This is a genomic window from Halosegnis marinus, assembly GCF_029338355.1.
Classification (GTDB): Archaea; Halobacteriota; Halobacteria; order Halobacteriales; family Haloarculaceae; genus Halosegnis; species Halosegnis marinus.
On sequence record NZ_CP119802.1, the window covers coordinates 170,574 to 186,651 of the forward strand.

General features: G+C 71.1%; 17 protein-coding genes. 12 read left to right on the forward strand and 5 right to left on the reverse strand.

Going from position 1 to position 16,078, the window contains the following annotated elements:
• Window positions 1-21: 21 nt before the first annotated feature.
• From P2T37_RS00995 to P2T37_RS01020, 6 genes are all read left to right on the forward strand, one after another.
• Window positions 22-1,059, forward strand: a complete 1,038-nt coding sequence (locus tag P2T37_RS00995) for a sodium:calcium antiporter (RefSeq protein WP_382210527.1) — start codon at window positions 22-24, stop codon at window positions 1,057-1,059.
• A gap of 48 nt (window positions 1,060-1,107) precedes the next feature.
• The gene (locus P2T37_RS01000; RefSeq protein WP_276234872.1) at window positions 1,108-1,938 is read left to right on the forward strand and encodes a TatD family hydrolase; all 831 of its coding nucleotides are present in this window, start codon (window positions 1,108-1,110) and stop codon (window positions 1,936-1,938) included.
• 93 nt (window positions 1,939-2,031) lie between these two features.
• Window positions 2,032-2,349 (forward strand): hypothetical protein, encoded by a 318-nt coding sequence (locus tag P2T37_RS01005; RefSeq protein ID WP_276234873.1) that lies wholly within the window; start codon window positions 2,032-2,034, stop codon window positions 2,347-2,349.
• A 30-nt stretch (window positions 2,350-2,379) separates the two neighbouring features.
• A complete protein-coding gene (locus tag P2T37_RS01010; protein ID WP_276234874.1) occupies window positions 2,380-3,591 on the forward strand; it encodes a molybdopterin molybdotransferase MoeA in 1,212 nt (403 codons plus the stop codon).
• An 84-nt stretch (window positions 3,592-3,675) separates the two neighbouring features.
• Window positions 3,676-5,568, forward strand: coding sequence for a molybdopterin biosynthesis protein (locus P2T37_RS01015; protein ID WP_276234875.1), 1,893 nt, complete (start codon window positions 3,676-3,678; stop codon window positions 5,566-5,568).
• A gap of 24 nt (window positions 5,569-5,592) precedes the next feature.
• Window positions 5,593-5,805, forward strand: coding sequence for a hypothetical protein (locus P2T37_RS01020; protein ID WP_276234876.1), 213 nt, complete (start codon window positions 5,593-5,595; stop codon window positions 5,803-5,805).
• Here P2T37_RS01020 and P2T37_RS01025 read toward each other — a convergent pair.
• Window positions 5,802-6,437, reverse strand: coding sequence for an HAD family hydrolase (locus tag P2T37_RS01025; RefSeq protein WP_276234877.1), 636 nt, complete (start codon window positions 6,435-6,437; stop codon window positions 5,802-5,804). The genes P2T37_RS01020 and P2T37_RS01025 overlap by 4 nt on opposite strands.
• A gap of 247 nt (window positions 6,438-6,684) precedes the next feature.
• Between P2T37_RS01025 and P2T37_RS01030 the strand changes: the two genes are divergently transcribed.
• A complete protein-coding gene (locus P2T37_RS01030) occupies window positions 6,685-7,164 on the forward strand; it encodes a peroxiredoxin family protein (RefSeq protein ID WP_276234878.1) in 480 nt (159 codons plus the stop codon).
• Window positions 7,165-7,196: 32 nt separating this feature from the next.
• Here the strand turns inward: P2T37_RS01030 and lwrS are convergent, their stop codons facing one another.
• The 3 genes from lwrS to P2T37_RS01045 all read right to left on the reverse strand — a co-directional run bounded on the left by lwrS (window position 7,197) and on the right by P2T37_RS01045 (window position 8,873).
• Window positions 7,197-7,571 (reverse strand): LWR-salt protein, encoded by a 375-nt coding sequence (gene lwrS / locus P2T37_RS01035; RefSeq protein WP_276234879.1) that lies wholly within the window; start codon window positions 7,569-7,571, stop codon window positions 7,197-7,199.
• Window positions 7,568-7,846, reverse strand: a complete 279-nt coding sequence (locus tag P2T37_RS01040; RefSeq protein ID WP_276234880.1) for a 4a-hydroxytetrahydrobiopterin dehydratase — start codon at window positions 7,844-7,846, stop codon at window positions 7,568-7,570. Before P2T37_RS01040 ends, lwrS begins: the two co-directional genes overlap by 4 nt.
• A 211-nt stretch (window positions 7,847-8,057) precedes the next feature.
• A complete protein-coding gene (locus P2T37_RS01045; RefSeq protein WP_276234881.1) occupies window positions 8,058-8,873 on the reverse strand; it encodes a COX15/CtaA family protein in 816 nt (271 codons plus the stop codon).
• A 141-nt stretch (window positions 8,874-9,014) separates the two neighbouring features.
• Here P2T37_RS01045 and P2T37_RS01050 point away from each other — a divergent pair, with 141 nt between their 5' ends.
• The 5 genes from P2T37_RS01050 (at window position 9,015) to P2T37_RS01070 (ending at window position 14,548) form a co-directional block, all read left to right on the forward strand.
• Complete coding sequence (locus P2T37_RS01050) at window positions 9,015-11,258, forward strand: NADP-dependent malic enzyme (RefSeq protein WP_276234882.1); 2,244 nt, start codon at window positions 9,015-9,017, stop codon at window positions 11,256-11,258.
• Window positions 11,259-11,411: 153 nt separating this feature from the next.
• Window positions 11,412-12,194 (forward strand): basic amino acid ABC transporter substrate-binding protein, encoded by a 783-nt coding sequence (locus P2T37_RS01055; RefSeq protein ID WP_276234883.1) that lies wholly within the window; start codon window positions 11,412-11,414, stop codon window positions 12,192-12,194.
• 1 nt (window position 12,195) lies between these two features.
• Window positions 12,196-12,879, forward strand: coding sequence for an amino acid ABC transporter permease (locus P2T37_RS01060; RefSeq protein WP_276234884.1), 684 nt, complete (start codon window positions 12,196-12,198; stop codon window positions 12,877-12,879).
• A complete protein-coding gene (locus P2T37_RS01065; RefSeq protein ID WP_276234885.1) occupies window positions 12,876-13,622 on the forward strand; it encodes an amino acid ABC transporter ATP-binding protein in 747 nt (248 codons plus the stop codon). Before P2T37_RS01060 ends, P2T37_RS01065 begins: the two co-directional genes overlap by 4 nt.
• Window positions 13,619-14,548 carry an amino acid ABC transporter permease gene (locus P2T37_RS01070; RefSeq protein ID WP_276234886.1) on the forward strand — a complete coding sequence of 310 codons (930 nt, stop codon included), beginning with the start codon at window positions 13,619-13,621 and terminating at the stop codon, window positions 14,546-14,548. Before P2T37_RS01065 ends, P2T37_RS01070 begins: the two co-directional genes overlap by 4 nt.
• Window positions 14,549-14,554: 6 nt before the next feature.
• Here P2T37_RS01070 and P2T37_RS01075 read toward each other — a convergent pair whose 3' ends face one another.
• Window positions 14,555-16,003, reverse strand: a complete 1,449-nt coding sequence (locus P2T37_RS01075) for a replication factor C large subunit (protein ID WP_382210532.1) — start codon at window positions 16,001-16,003, stop codon at window positions 14,555-14,557.
• Window positions 16,004-16,078: the final 75 nt, after the last annotated feature.

A 16,078-nucleotide genomic window follows, 5' to 3' on the forward strand; every position in this document is an offset into this window, starting at 1 on the left:
CCGTGCCGAGAACCGACGCCAGTGGTCCTTCCCGATGTCCTCCCCGACTCGCCCCCCGTCGCGGCGCTCGCGATAGTCGTCACGACGGCCGTTATCTGGGTCGGCAGCGGCTGGCTGGAGGACTCGGCCGAGGAGCTGTCGGCCCACTACGGCCTCCCGGCCGTCGTGCAGGGCTCGGTCGTGGTGGCCGTGGGGTCGAGCTTCCCGGAACTCGCGAGCGTCGTCTTCGCCGCGCTGGCCGGGTCGTTCAGCATGGGTATCGGCGCCGTCGTCGGCTCCGCGATATTCAACGTGCTCGTCATCCCGGCCGCCTCCAGCATCGTCGCGGACGGCGACCTCGACGCCGACCGCGCGCTCGTGTACAAGGAGGCGCAGTTCTACATGATCGCCGTCTCCGCGCTCGTCATCACCTTCGCGCTCGCGGTCATCTACTTCCCCGTCGGGGGACCGGACGAACTCGGCGGCGAACTGACCCGCTCGCTCGCCGCGATTCCGCTCGCGCTGTACGGCCTCTACCTCTTCATCCAGTGGCAGGACGTGAGCGACTACGGCGGCGGGGACGGCGTGGGCGACGTGGACGTGCTCCGGAGCTGGGGCCTGCTCGCGCTCGGCCTCGTCACCATCCTCGTCAGCGTCGAACAGCTCGTCGGGGCGCTCGAAGTCCTCAACCGGGCGTACGGCGTCCCGGACTTCTTCGCGGGCGTCACCGTCCTCGCCGCCGCGACGAGCCTCCCCGACGCGCTCGTGAGCATCCGGACGGCCCGGGCGGGCAACCCCCTGACGAGCCTCGGCAACGTCCTCGGGTCGAACACCTTCGACCTCCTCGTCGCGATTCCGGTCGGGGTGCTCATCGTGGGGACCTCGACGGTCTCGTTCGCCGTCGCGGCCCCCATGTTCGGCGTGTTGACGCTGGCGACCATCCTGCTGTTCACCGTCCTCCGGACGGACCTGACGCTCACCGCGCCGGAGTCGTACCTCCTGCTCGTCGCCTACGCCGCGTTCGTCGGCTGGGTCGTCGCCGAGACGCTCGGGGTCACGAGCTTCCTCATCGGCCCCTGACCCGACCCGGAGGGGCAGGGTTTTCGGCGTCGGCCACGCACGCCCGGTATGCATCCGGTTCTCGACGACCACCTCCACCTCGACCCGGTGAACGGCCGGGGTGCCGAGGCCGCCGCCGAGTTCGCCCGTTCCGGCGGCACCCACCTGCTCGTGCTCAACAAGCCCTCGTGGTCGCTCGTCGGCGACGTCTCCGACGCGTCCGGCTTCCGCGAGGCGTTCGACCTCACCGTCGAGGTCACCGCCGAGGCCGACGACGAACTCCCGGGCCGGGCGTGGCCCGTCCTCGGCGTCCACCCCGCGCTGATTTCGAAGCTCACCGAGCGCGGCTACGACCCCGACGGGGCGGCCGACCTGATGAAGGCCGGCCTCGACGCGGCCGCCGAGTACGTCGCCGACGGCCCGGCGCTGGCGGTCAAGTCCGGGCGCCCCCACTACGACGTGGACGACGACGTGTGGGCCGCCTCGAACGAGGTGATGCGCCACGCGTTCGCGCTCGGCGCGGAGGTCGGCTGTCCGGTCCAGCTCCACACCGAGGGGGGCGAGGACTTCTCCGAGGTCGCGACGTGGGCCGAGGCCGAGGGGCTGCCGGCCGGCCAGGTCGTGAAACACTACTCCGAGGGACCCGTCGAGGGGCCGGTGCCGAGCGTCATCGCGCGCAAGGAGCCGCTGCGCGCGGCCGCCGAGTCGGGCGAGCCGTTCCTGATGGAGACGGACTTCATCGACGACCCCGACCGCCCCGGCGCGGTGTTGGGCCCGAAGACCGTCCCGCGGCGCGTCGAGTGGCTCCGCGAGGAGGGGTACGACGAGGCCGTCCGGCGCGCGCACGTCGAGACCCCCGCGGCGGTGTACGGCATCGACACCGAAGCGACCCTCGACTGAGGGGGCGTGGCCCCGCGCCACGTCGCCGAAATCGCCCGCACCGCCGTCACACACCCCAGAAGGCCTTTACCGGGATAGTCGCAATCGGGTTTCATGTCACGCTCCCCGACCGAAACCGTCGGCATCGGCTCCGACGCCGTCGCCATCCCGGGCGAACACGTCCTCTTCCGCAACGACGGGACGCGCTCCGCGGAGTTCCGCGTCGTCCGCCGCCGCGACGGGCGCGTGGAGGCCGACCGCGTCGGCCTCGCGCCGGGCGACACGGCCACGCTCCCGGTGCCGCGCGGCGCGGGCGCGGTCACCGTGGAGGTCCACGGCCCGGACACGACCGCGACGACGGCCTTCACCCCCGGCGAGGAGCCGCCGCTGTTCGCCTGCCGCGACGGCGCGACCGTGGTCGTCCGCGACTGATTTTTCTCCCCCCGGCCGCACAGTCGGGGTATGAAGGAATCGGGGTTCAAGGAGGTCACCCGCGTCGACGCGGCGCGCGAGCGACTGCTCGGGGCCGTCACGCCCGTCGAGGGGACGACGACCCGGCCGCTCGCGGCCGCCGACGGGCGTGTCCTCGCGGAGCCGGTGACGGCGGAACGCGCCGTGCCGCACTACGCCCGCGCCGCGATGGACGGGTTCGCCGTGCGCGCCGAGGACACGTTCGGCGCCTCGGGCCGCTCGCCCGCGGTCCTGCGCGAGCGCGAGCGGGGCGAATCGGTCGGCCCGAACGAGGCGACCCCGGTCCACACCGGGAGCGAACTGCCCGACGGCGCGGACGCCGTGGTGATGGTCGAGGAGACGGACCGCTTCGCGGGCGAGGTGGAGGTGTCGGCCGCCGTCGGCGAGGGGGAGAACGTCGCCCCCGTCGGCGAGGACGTGGCCGACGGCCAGCCGCTGTACGAGGCGGGCCACCGGCTCCGCCCCTCGGACCTCGGTCTGCTGAAGTCCGTCGGCGTCCACGAGGCGGAGTGCTACGACCGGCCGAGCGTCGGCGTGATACCGACCGGCGAGGAACTCGTGCAGGGCGACCCGGACCCGGGCGAGGTGGTCGAGACGAACGGGCTCACCGTCTCGGCGCTGGTCGAGCGGTGGGGCGGCCGCGCCGAGTACCGCGACGTGGTGACCGACGACGAGGCGGCGCTGCGCGCGGCCATCCAGCGCGACCTCACGAAGGACCTCGTCGTGACGACGGGCGGGTCGTCGGTGGGCGAGCGCGACCTCATCCCCGAGGTGGTCGACGACCTCGGCGAACTGCTCGTCCACGGCGTCGCGCTGAAGCCGGGCCACCCCTGCGCGCTCGGCGTCGTCGAGGACACGCCCGTCCTGATGTTGCCGGGCTACCCGGTCGCGTGTATCGTCAACGCCGCACAGTTCCTGCGCCCGGCGCTGAAGGCCGCCGGCCGGATGCCGGACGAGCCGTTCCCGACGACGGCGGCGCGGTTAACCCGGAAAATCGCCTCCGCGCCCGGCGAGCGGACGTTCGCGCGGGTGCGGCTTTCGGAGGCGGACGGCGAGACGGTCGCCACGCCGACCCGCGCGTCGGGGTCGGGCGTCCTCTCCTCGGTGGCGCTGGCCGACGGTTGGGTCGTCGTGGCCGACGACGCGGAGGGTATCGCCGAGGGAGAAACGGTCGCGGTACAGAACTGGGAGTACGATGCCTGAATACGTGGAGACGTTCCCGCTCGCTCGCATCGCTCGCCGCGCGGGACTGCGACTCCCCTCGTCCGTAACGCGAGGTGAACTCGCGTGACGGACCGGAAGGAGTTCAGGGACCTCGCCTCCCCCGAGGCGGCCCACGAGGCAATCGCGTCGCTCGACCTCGCGCCGGGGACGGAGACGGTGTCGCTGGCCGAGGCGCGCGGGCGCGTGCTCGCCGAGCGGCTGGACGCGGCGCTCGACGTGCCGGGGTTCGACCGCGCGAGCGTGGACGGCTACGCGGTTCGCGCGCACGACACCTTCGGCGCGGACGAGGCCGACCCCGCGCGCCTCGACCTCGTCGGCGAGGTCCACGCCGGCGTCGAACCCGACGTGACCGTCGGGGACGGCGAGGCCGCGGAGATATCGACCGGCGCGGTGGTTCCCGACGGCGCCGACGCCGTGGTGATGGTCGAACGAACCGACACCGAGGGCGACGAAGTTCTCGTCCGCACCTCGCTCGCGCCGGGCGACCGCATCATGTTCGCGGGCGCCGACGTGGCCGCCGGCGAGCGGGCGCTCGGGCCGGGCACGGAGATAACGGCGCGGGAGATCGGCCTGCTCTCGGCGCTCGGCGTCGCGGAGGTGCCCGTCCGCGGGCGGCCGACGGTCGGCATCGTCTCGACGGGCGACGAACTCGTCCGGCCCGGGGAGACGCTCGACTCCGACGCCGGGCAGATATACGACGTGAACAGCTACACCGTCGCGGCGGGCGTGGAGGCGGCGGGCGGCGAGGCACGGCTGTACCCCCATGCGGGCGACGACCGTGCGGAGATGGAGCGCGTCCTCCGGGAGGCGGCCGACGAGTGCGACCTCGTGCTCTCCTCGGGGTCGACCTCCGCGAGCGCCGTCGACGTCATCTACCGCGTCATCGAGGAGCGGGGCGACCTCCTGCTCCACGGCGTCGCGGTGAAGCCGGGCAAGCCGATGCTGGTCGGCACGCTCGGAGGAAGCGCCTACGTCGGCCTCCCCGGCTACCCGGTGAGCGCGCTCACCATCTTCCGAACCTTCGTCGCGCCGGCGATACGCCGCGCCGCGGGCGTCCCCGAGCCCGAGGGTGCGACCGTGACGGGCGCGATGGCGGTCGAGGAGCGGTACGCCGAGGGACGGCTCCGATACATGCCCGCCGGCCTCGTGGAGGACGGCGACGGGAACACGCTCGTCTACCCCGTGGACAAGGGGTCGGGCGCGACCACGTCGCTCGTGGAGGCCGACGGCGTCGTCGCCGTCCCGCCGGACACCGAGTACCTCGCGAAGGGCGAGACGGTCGAGGTCCAGCTGTTCGCGCCGGACGTGCGCGCGCCGACGGTGTTCGGCGTGGGCGAGGACGACCCCGCGCTGGCGCGCCTGCTCGACCGGGTGGAGCGGCCGCGCTACCTCGGACAGGGGTCGCGGCCCGGCCTGCGCCGGGTGCGCGACGGCGTGGCGGACGTGGCCGTCACGAGCGCGCCGGACGACGGCCGCGTCGAGACGGTCGAACTCGGCGCGTGGACGCGCGAGTGGGGGCTGGTCGTCCCGTCCGGAAACCCCGACGGCGTCGAGGGACTGGGCTCGCTCGTCGACGACGACCTGCGGTTCGTCAACCGCACGACCGACTCGGGGCTCCGGACCTCGCTGTCGAACACGCTGGCCGACCTCGCCGACGAGCGCGGGGTCGAGCGACGCGACCTCGTGGAGGCGATAGACGGGTTCGACCGCGCGGTTCGCGCCCACGAGTCGCCCGCGCGGCGCGTCCTGGCCGGGAAGGCCGACGCCGGCCTCGGCCTGCGCGCGACGGCCGACGCGCTCGACGCCGGCTTCGTCCCGGTCGGGACGGAGACGGTCCGCGTGCTCGCCGCGCCCGACCGCGCGGACAAGCCCGGCGTGCGGCGGTTGGCGGCGGCGGTCGCGGACGGCGGGGACGTGTTCGACGCGCTCGCCGGCTACGGGACGGACAAGGCGTAAGGGCCAGTCCGTCGAAGCCCCGATATGGCCTGTGACCACGACATCGACCCGGAGTACCTGTTCCCCGCCGACATCGACGTGCTGGACTTCGTGAGCGGGCCGAACGGGCCCGCGATACGGTTCGCCCTCCCGTGTCCCGACTGCGGGCAGGCGCTCGAACTGGAGGCCGACGTGCGCGGCATGAAGGAGTCCGACGTCGATCTGCCGCTCGACGACGCCGAGGACCAGTACGACTAGGCGAACAGCTCGTCGAAGTCGCGGACGCGGTGGTCGCCGAGGACGCACATCCCGCGGCGGTCGTGACCGTGGCGCTCGACGTGGACGCCGTCGAGGCCGGCGTTCCACGCCGCGCCCACGTCGTGCGGGCCGTCTCCCGCGAGGACGCCGTGCTCGTCGTCGCGGACGCCGAGGTCGGCCATCACCGAGCGCACCGGCGCGGGGTCCGGCTTCCACCCTGTGTCGTCCGTACAGCAGAGCACCGTGTCGAACCAGTCGCGGATGTCCAGCGCCTCCAGCACCGGCTCCGCGAGGTACGACTGCGAGTGGGTGACGACGCCGACGGGCGCGTCCACGGCGGCGAACCGCTCGGCGTCGGGGTAGACGAACGAGTGGGCGGCGTGCGCCTCGCCGTCCTCGACCTCGTGGAAGGCCTCCCAGAACGCCTCGGGGTCGATGTTCCACCGCTCCAGTTGGTTGTTGCGGAAGCCGCCCAGCCCGTGCCACAGTATCTCGGCCTGCTCCGTCGTGAAGCCGTAGCCGATGCGGTCGCCCACGGCGGCGAAGACGTCCTGCACGTAGCCGGGCTCGACGTCCACGACCGTGCCGTCGAGGTCGAGGAGCCAGTAGTCGTAGTCCGGGCCGGAGGGCATGAGGGTAGTCGGTAGCCGGCGTGTCGGTAAGTGCCTTTCGCGGGCGTGAGAGTGTGCGGCTCGGGAGTGGTCGTCGTCACACGGGGCTCGGAGCGGGGGTAGGCTGTGTCGTCATCGCCGCACAGGCGGGCTACCGGGCGCGCCCACAAGGCGGTTTCGAGCCGTTCCTCACGGTCCTTCAGACGCACGTGCGGTCCCCGCGGGCGAGCGGGAAAGCGGCTATACGGGGACGGCCCTCGCCCCGAGCATGTCACTCGAAGGCGAGCAAGCGCCCGACTTCACGCTCGAACGGACCGGCGGCGACGAGGTCACCCTCTCGGAGACGCTCTCGGACGGGCCGACCGTGGTCCTCGTCAACCGCGGCTCGTGGTGCAGTTTCTGTGCCGAGCAACTTCAGACGTTCAGCGCGGTGTCCTACGACCTGTGGTTCAACGACGGCGTGGACGTGCTCCCGGTCGTCACGGACCCGGTCGGCGACCTCGTGGAGATGCGCGACCGCTTCGACCTGGACTTCCAGCTGCTCGCCGACCCCGAGGGAACGGTCGCCGAGCGGTACAGCGGGACGGAGGAGACGAGCCACGGCGTCACCGGCATCGCCGCCACGTACGTCGTCGACGAGGAGGGCGTCGTCCGGTACGAGCAGGTCGCCGACCACCCGGCCGACCGCACCTACGGTAACTGGGTGCGCTACTTCGTCCGGAACGACTACGAGGACGTCTTCGCGTAACCCCGGACGCGGCCGCGAGCGCGCCGACGGCTTCAGTCCCCGACGACCCGGATACTGCTCCCGAGGTACTTCGTCAGCACCTCCGGCACGTCGTCGGCGCGGAACGGCGTGAGGTCCGCGGCGATGGCCTCCCGGAGGGCGTCGTAGTACTCGCGGTCGCAGGCGAGTTCCCGGAACGCGACCGACTCGGCGGGGACGCCGAGCGCCTCCTCGGCCAGCCGGCGGGCGTGCGCGTCGTCGTTCGTCTCGCCGCGCCAGCAGTTGTCGCGGAAGAACAGCCACCCCTCGGCGCCCGGCTCCGGCGCGCGCCGCCGCAGCACGGTTTCGAAGGTGTCCGGGTCGAGGGTCACGTCGGGGTCGGAGGGCTCGACGCGGAGGCGGACCCGGAACACGTAGTCGCCCCTCACTCCGCGAGCTCGTTCAGCCGCTCGGCGAGGTCGATGTCCTTCCCCGTGATGCCGCCGGCGTCGTGGGTGGTCAGCTCGACGGTCACCTCGCGCCACTCGACGGTCAGCGTCGGGTGGTGGAACGCCTCCTCCGCGAGCCCGCCGGCGCCCGCGGCGAAGCCGACCCCTTCGAGGTACGAGTCGAACTCGAAGGTTCGCGCTATCTCGTCGCCGTCGCGGCTCCAGCCGTCGGGGAGTCGGGCGCTGATCTCGTCGTCGGTAAGGGTCTCGGCCATGCCCACGGTTACGTCGCGCGGGTGATAAACGCGGCGTCGGTCTAGACACTGAGAGTCGCCGCTAAAGTTCGCCAAGCCGTTACGGTGGAACGCCACCAAACGGCCTTCGCCGTCCGACACCCGTTGCTGGGGGGTGATGGGTGTCACGGTGGCTTGGGGACGCACCCTAAGTCCCTCGGTCGGGCGGTTTCGCCTACCCGAGGGTTCCTATTCAGTCGTCCGAGAAGATACCGCTACTCGTCGTGACCGCTATCTCCCGACCGGCCAGCCGCCCGGCCGCGAGCCCGCAGGCCGCGACGACCCCGAGCGCGACGACGGTGGCGACGGCGACCGTCTCGCCGTAGTTCTGTCTCCCGAGCACGAGCAGCCCCGCGAGGACCGCGGCCCCGACGCTCGCCACGAAACTGGTCCGCTCGGCGCGGAGCCAGACCGCCGCCGCGAGGAAGGCCGCGAACGCCGCGAGCAGCAGCGCGTAGTAGCCCACCTGCACCGCGGAGCCGAACGAGAACAGCAGCCGGGGCGAGACGACGGCGGCGGGCACCGCGAGCGCCGCCCCGAGGAACGCGGCGTTGCGGGCGCGGGTCGCCGTCTCGGCCATCGGGCCCTCGTAGCTCCACGCCGCGGCGAGCACGAGCAGGCCGAGGATGGCCGTCGCCGTCGCGAAGTGCGCGACGAGTATCAGCCACTGGTAGGTCGTCACGGTGAGCATCCCGAGTATCACCTGCGCCGGGAGTATCAGCAGCGCCGCGGTCGTCGCGTAGCGGACGCGCGCCGAAAGCCCGGCGCGCCACGCCTGCACCGTCGTCCCGAGGACGACGAGGCCCGTCACGCCCGCGACGACGCGGTGGAACCACTCGACGAAGCTGAGGTAGTTCGCGGGGAGCAGCCCCCCGAGCGGGCCGTCACACAGCGGCCACCGCTGGGCGCAGGTGAGCCCCGCGCCCTCCGCGGCCGTGAACACCCCGAGCAGCATCGTGACCGCGGCGAGCACCGCCGTCCCCGCCGCCAGCCTGCGGAACCGGGTCATTGTCGGCGCTCGGGCCTACGCGGACTTAACGCCCGCGTTCGGTTCCGGGTCGGCGCGGCCCGGCGCGGCCCGGCACGGAGTTCGACGCCTGACGTACCGGCCTTCGCATAGGTTTTTGGGGCCGGCGAGTCCCCTCCCGGCATGGGACTGGACGAGGACTCACTCGACTATCACGCCGCCGACCCGCCCGGCAAGCTGGAGATATCGACCACGAAGCCGACGAACACACAGCGCGACCTCTCGCTCGCCTACTCGCCCGGCGTCGCCGCGCCGTGTAACGCCATCGCCGAGAACCCCGACGACGCCTACAAGTACACGGCGAAAGGGAACCTCGTCGGCGTCGTCTCGAACGGGACCGCCGTGCTCGGTCTCGGCGATATCGGCGCGCAGGCATCGAAACCCGTCATGGAGGGGAAGGGCGTCCTCTTCAAGCGCTTCGCCGACATCGACGTCTTCGACATCGAACTCGACCAGACCGACCCGAAGGAGGTCATCACGAGCGTCTCCGCGATGGAGCCGACGTTCGGCGGCATCAACCTGGAGGACATCTCCGCCCCCGAGTGCTTCGAGATAGAGGAAACCCTCCGCGAGGAGATGGACATCCCCGTCTTCCACGACGACCAGCACGGCACCGCCATCATCTCCGGCGCCGCACTCCTCAACGCCTGTGACATCACCGGGAAGGACATCTCCGAGCTGGATATCGTCTTCTCGGGCGCGGGCGCGTCGGCCATCGCCACCGCTCGCTTCTACGTCTCGCTCGGCGCGTCGAAGGAGAACATCACGATGTGCGACTCCTCGGGCCCCATCACGCCCGACCGCGACGATGTCAACGAGTACAAGCGCGAGTTCGCCAACGCGACCGACGCCGACGACCTCGCGGACGCGATGGTCGGCGCGGACGTGTTCGTCGGCCTCTCCGTGGGCGGCATCGTCTCGCAGGACATGGTCCGCGGGATGGCAGAGGACCCGGTCATCTTCGCGATGGCGAACCCCGACCCCGAAATCGGCTACGAGGAGGCGAAGGCCGCCCGCGACGACACGGTCATCATGGCCACGGGTCGCTCCGACTACCCCAACCAGGTGAACAACGTCCTCGGCTTCCCGTTCATCTTCCGGGGCGCGCTCGACGTGCGCGCCACGGAGATAAACGAGGAGATGAAACGCGCCGCCGCCGAGGCCCTCGCGGACCTCGCGCGACAGGACGTGCCCGATGCGGTCGTGAAGGCGTACGGCGACCAGCCGCTCCAGTACGGCCCGAACTACGTCATCCCGAAGCCGCTCGACCCGCGGGTGCTGTTCGAGGTCGCCCCCGCCGTCGCGCAGGCGGCCATCGACTCGGGCTGTGCCCGCGAGGAGATGGACCTCTCGACGTACGCCGAGGGGCTGGAGGCGCGGCTCGGCAAGTCCCGCGAGATGATGCGCGTCGTCCTCAACAAGGCGAAGTCCGACCCCAAGCGCGTCGTGCTCGCGGAGGGCGACGACGAGAAGATGGTCCGGGCCGCCTACCAGCTGACGGACCAGGGCATCGCGGAGCCGGTGCTGATCGGCGACGCCGACGATGTGCGCCGCACCGCCGCCGAACTCGGCCTCGACTTCGAGCCGGAGGTCGTGGACCCCGAGGGCGGCGACCTCGAACCGTACGCCGACCGGCTGTACGAACTCCGCCAGCGGAAGGGCATCACCCGCCGCGAGGCCGAGGAGCTCGTCACGGACGGCAACTACCTCGGCAGCGTGATGGTGGAGATGGGCGACGCCGACGCGATGCTCACCGGCCTCATGCACCACTACCCCGAGGCGCTGCGCGCGCCCCTGCAGGTCGTCGGCACCGACCCGGAGACGGACTACGCCGCGGGCGTGTACATGCTGACGTTCAAGAACCGCGTCGTCTTCTGTGCCGACACCACGGTGAACCAGGACCCCTCCGCCGAGGTGCTGGAGGAGGTCACGAAGCAGACGGCGAAGCTGGCGCGCAGTTTCAACGTCGAGCCGCGCGCCGCCCTGCTCTCGTACTCCGACTTCGGCTCCGTCCGCAACGAGGGCACCGAGAAGGTCCGCGACGCCGCGAACGCGCTGCGGGCCGACGACGCGGTCGACTTCACCGTCGACGGCGAGATGCAGGCCGACACCGCCGTCGTCGAGGAGATGCTCACCGGCGACTACGACTTCTCCGACCTCAAGGAACCCGCGAACGTCCTCGTCTTCCCCAACCTGGAGGCCGGCAACATCGCCTACAAACTCCTGCAACGCTTGGGCGGCGCCGAGGCCATCGGCCCGATGCTCGTCGGCATGGACAAGCCCGTCCACGTCCTCCAGCGCGGCGACGAGGTCAAAGACATCGTGAACCTCGCCGGCGTCGCCGTCGTCGACGCTCAGGACGACTGACCGCACGACTCCCGGGCCGAACGGCCCTTTCGTTTCCCGTAGCTATCACGCGAGTGACGCGACGAACGTGGGGCGAGCGCCGGAACGTATCCCCGGACGCAGTACGTGACCCGTGCGAAACGTTGAAACCCGGTACGCTATATCTGTGTGCGTATGTCACGCGAATTCAGTATGGACCGTCGCGCGTACCTCGCGACCCTCGGTACGGGCGCGGCAGCATCGCTCGCCGGCTGTTCCGGCTTCCTCGGCGGCTCGGACGCGATCGTTCCCGGCACCGCGCCGGGGTTCCAGCCGTTCGAGTTCCGGGAGGGCGGCGAACTCGTCGGCTTCGACATCGACCTGACGGAGGCGGTGTTCGCCGAGACGGACTACGAACTGGCCGAGTGGGAGACGTTCGAGTTCGACTCGCTCATCCAGGCGCTCACGAACGACCGCATCGACTTCATCGCGGCCGCGATGACCATCAACGACGACCGCGACGAGACCATCGACTTCTCGGACCCGTACTACTCCGCGAACCAGTCGGTCGTCGTCCGCGACGACGGGAGCTTCTCGCCGAGCGAACTGGGCGACCTCTCCGGCCACCCCATCGGCGCGCAGTCGGGGACCACGGGCGAGGGCGTCATCCAGACCGAACTCATCGAGACGGGCGAACTGGAGGAGTCGAACTACAACAGCTACGACAACTACGTGCTGGCCGTCGAGGACCTCCAGAACGGCAACATCGACGCCGTCGTCATCGACGAGCCGGTCGGCGAGACGTTCGCGAGCCAGCGCCCGGTCGAGGTCGCGTTCGTCTACGAGACGGGCGAGCAGTACGGCTTCGGGATGCGGACGGAGGACGACGACCTCACGACGGCCGTCAACGAGGGCCTCGCCGCCGTCCGGCAGGGCGGCACCTACGGCGAACTGACGAGCGAGTGGTTCGGTAACTGAGATGCTGGCCCAGACCGGCCCCGACCCGTGGGAGTTCATCTACGCGAACTCGGGGTTCCTCTTCGAGGGGCTCGTCTTCACCCTCGCGCTGACGGCGACGAGCATCGTGCTCGGCTTCGTCGTCGGTCTCCCCGCGGCCGTCGTCGAGACGTACGGCGACGGCCTCGGCCGGCGGCTGGTCGAACGGGTCGGCGTCCTCTTCCGCGGGACACCCATCGTCATCCTGCTCGCGGTGTTCTACTTCGTCTTCCCGCTCAACATCACGACGTTCGTCGCCGCGACGCTCGGACTGGGACTCCGGTCGGCGGCCTACCAGTCGCAGATATTCCGCGGCTCGCTCCAGTCGGTGAGCGGCGGGCAGATGGAGGCGGCCCGCGCCGTCGGGCTGACGAAGCGGGAGGCCATCCGCCGTGTCACGGTGCCGCAGGCGCTCCGCCGGGCGATTCCCGGCTTCCAGAACGAGTTCACCATCGTGTTGAAGGACACCTCCGTCGCCTACGCCATCGGGCTGGGCGAACTGCTGACGAACGGGACGCAGTTGTACCTCACCGAGGACGGCAACACCGCGGTGCTGGAGATATTCCTCGTCATCTCGGCGGTGTACTTCGTGCTCACGATGGTCGCAAACCGCTCCCTCGACTTCGTCGGGCGCGTCTTCGCGATTCCGGGGGGTGACGCCCGGTGAGCCTGCTGGAGTTCGACGACGTGTACCAGTCGTACGGCGACGAGGAGGTGCTGAAGGGCATCACCGCGTCGATGGACCGCGGCGACGTGGAGGTCGTCATCGGCCCGTCCGGGTCGGGAAAATCGACGCTGTTGCGGTGTGTGAACCGCCTCACCGACATCGACAGCGGCGACATCCGGCTGGACGGCACCTCCATCTACGACCGCGACGAGAACGACCTCCGCCGGCAGGTCGGGATGGTGTTCCAGGACTTCAACCTCTTCGCGCACCTCACGGCGCTGGAGAACGTCACGCTGGGGCTGCGGCGCGTGCGCGGCTTCACGAAGGAGGAGGCCCGCGCCGACGCGCACGACCACCTCGAGCGGGTCGGCCTCGCGGACCAGGCCGACTCCTACCCGGCGGAGCTGTCGGGCGGGCAGAAACAGCGCGTCGGCATCGCCCGGGCGCTGGCGATGGACCCCGAACTGATGCTGTTCGACGAGCCGACGAGCGCGCTCGACCCCGAACTGGTCGGCGAGGTGGTCTCCGTGATGCGGGACCTCGCCGACGAGGGGATGACGATGCTCGTCGTCACCCACGAGATGGGGTTCGCCCGCTCGACCGCCTCCCGGCTCACGTTCATGGACGACGGTAAACTGGTCGAACAGGGGCCGCCCGACAGGCTGTTCGAGGCCCCCGAACACGAGCGGACGGCGCGGTTCCTCCGTCGGCTCACCGACATGCACGCCGGCACGGGCCCATGAGCGGCGCGACGGCCACCGAAACGCGGCGGCTCGGCGGCGGCGCGGCCCTCCGGTACGCCGCGTTCGGCGTCTTCTGGGGCTACCTCCTCCTCCGGTGGGCGTACGAGTGGGTGCTCGCGGACGCGCTCGGCATGGCCCGCGGCGCGCCGTTCCTCCCGGTCGGGACGTTCGAGTCGCTCGCCGCGTCGTGGACCGGCACGCCCGTCGGCGGCTTCTTCTCGTTTCTCGCGCTCGTCGGCGAGTCGCTCCCGGCCGCGGTGAGCGGCGCGTGGCTCACCGTCGTCCTCACCGTCGTTTCGATGCTGCTGGGGCTGGTCATCGCCGTCCCCCTCTCGGTCGCGCGGGTGTACGGCGGTCGCCTCACGCGCGGCGTCGCGCTCGCGTACACGGAACTCATCCGCGGAACGCCGCTGCTCGCCCAGCTGTTCGTCCTCTACTTCGGCCTCTCGCTGTCGGCGACCATCCGGGAGCTCCCCTTCGTCGGGGAGGGGTTCGTCCCCGGGCAGGCGGTGTTCGTCGCCGTCATCGGCTTCACCATCAACAGCGCGGCCTACCAGTCCGAGTACATCCGGTCGGCCCTGCTGTCGGTCGAGGACGGCCAGCTACGGGCCGGCCGCGCCGTCGGCCTCTCGCGGCTCGACACCATCCGGTACGTCGTGCTCCCGCAGGGGCTCCGCTACGCGATTCCGGGCTGGACGAACGAACTCGTCTACCTCATCAAGTACTCGTCGCTGGCGGCGTTCATCACCGTCCCCGAACTGTACAAGCGGACGAGCGACATCGCCGCGGGGAACTTCCGCTACTTCGAACTGCTCGTGCTGGCGGGCGTCATCTACCTCGGCCTCGTCCTCTCGGCGTCGGCGCTGATGGGGCGCGTCGAGGACCGCGTCTCGATTCCGGGGCTCGGCTCCGAGAGACGGCGCTGAGCCGGGTCACATGAAGTCCGAGAGGCCGGACTGCCCGTCGTCGCTCTCCGCGTCGGCCGCCGTCTCCTCCTCGCCGTCGTCCTCGGCCAGCGACTCTACGTCGCCGCTCTCCGCCTGTGCGGCCTCGCTCTCCCCCGCGTCCTCCTCGACCCGTTCGAGGAAGGCGTCGCCGCCGTGTTCGGCCGCCTCCTCGGCCTTCAGTTCCTCGGCGTCGGCCACCACGTCCTGCACCTTGTTCGTGGACTCGCCCGACCCGGTGACGAACGCGACGCCCGCGGCGTCGAGGTCGTAGCGCGCGGCCATCCGCACCGTGAGGTCGCGGTTCTTGCAGTGGTGGGTCATCACGGCGAGGAAGGGGATGACGTCGCGGCGCGCGGTGGCCGTCGAGACGCCCGCCGTCTCCGCGATACGCGCCGCGATGTCGTCGCGCGTCTTGTTCTTCGTCGAGCGGTACGGCGCGCCGCCGTAGCGGGTCCACCCGCCGCGCGTCTCGTCGCGTGCCGCCGCGACGCCGGCGGCGATGTTGTCCGTCGCGTAGCGCCAGTACGAGTAGTTCTGGGTGGCGCGCACGCGGCCGAGCCACCGGTCGGCCCGCGAGAGGTGGTCGTACGCGCGGGCGAGTTCGCCGGCGTCGAACACCTTCGGCGCCTTGTCCTCCAGCCACAGGAGGAGGTCGTCGGGCGTCTCGTCCACGTCGTAGGTGAGGTGGAGCGCGTCCTCGGCGTCCTCCTCCTTCAACACGGCGTCGAGGAAGTCGAAGATGCCCTTCGTCGTGTCGCGGTCCCCGTTCGTGATGTCGTCGACGGTGACCTCGTCCTTCCCGTCGGCGACGGCCTGGAGGTCCTTCACCGCGCCGCGCAGGTCGCCGTCGTTGCCGTCCGCGATGCGCTTCAGCGCCTTCTCGTCGAACGCGATACCCTCCTTCCGGCAGAGGTCCCGCAGGACGGGGACGATGGAGCGGGAGGACACGTCGCGGAACTCGATGGTGCGACAGGCGTCGCGGAGGCCGCGCGACATGTCGTAGAACTCGTTCGCGATGAGGACCATCGGCTGGCTGGCCTCCTTCACGATGCGGGTGACGGCGCGCGCGCCGCCCCGGTCGTAGGTGCCGTGGATGTTGTCCGCCTCGTCCATGATCACGAGGCGACGCCCCGGCTCCCCCTCCGCCGACTGCGTGAGCGTGCTCGACTTGGCCGCCTCGCCCGCCACCCGGTCGATGACGTCGCCCGTGCGCTGGTCCGAGGCGTTGAGTTCGATGACGGGCCACCCCATGTCGTTGGCGAGCGCGTGGGCCGCGCTCGTCTTCCCGACGCCCGGCGACCCGTGGAGGATGACGGCCTCGCGGTGGTCGTCCCACGTCTCGGCCCACTCGCGGAGCGCGTCGCGCGCCTTGTCGTTGCCGCGCACCTCCGAGAGCGTCGAGGGGCGGTACTTCTCCGTCCAGTCCATTACCATGGGGTCGGCGCGTCCGGGGTGTGAAGGTTTCGGACGCGCCCCCGGCACGGCCACCCACGCCGGGGAACCGCTTTA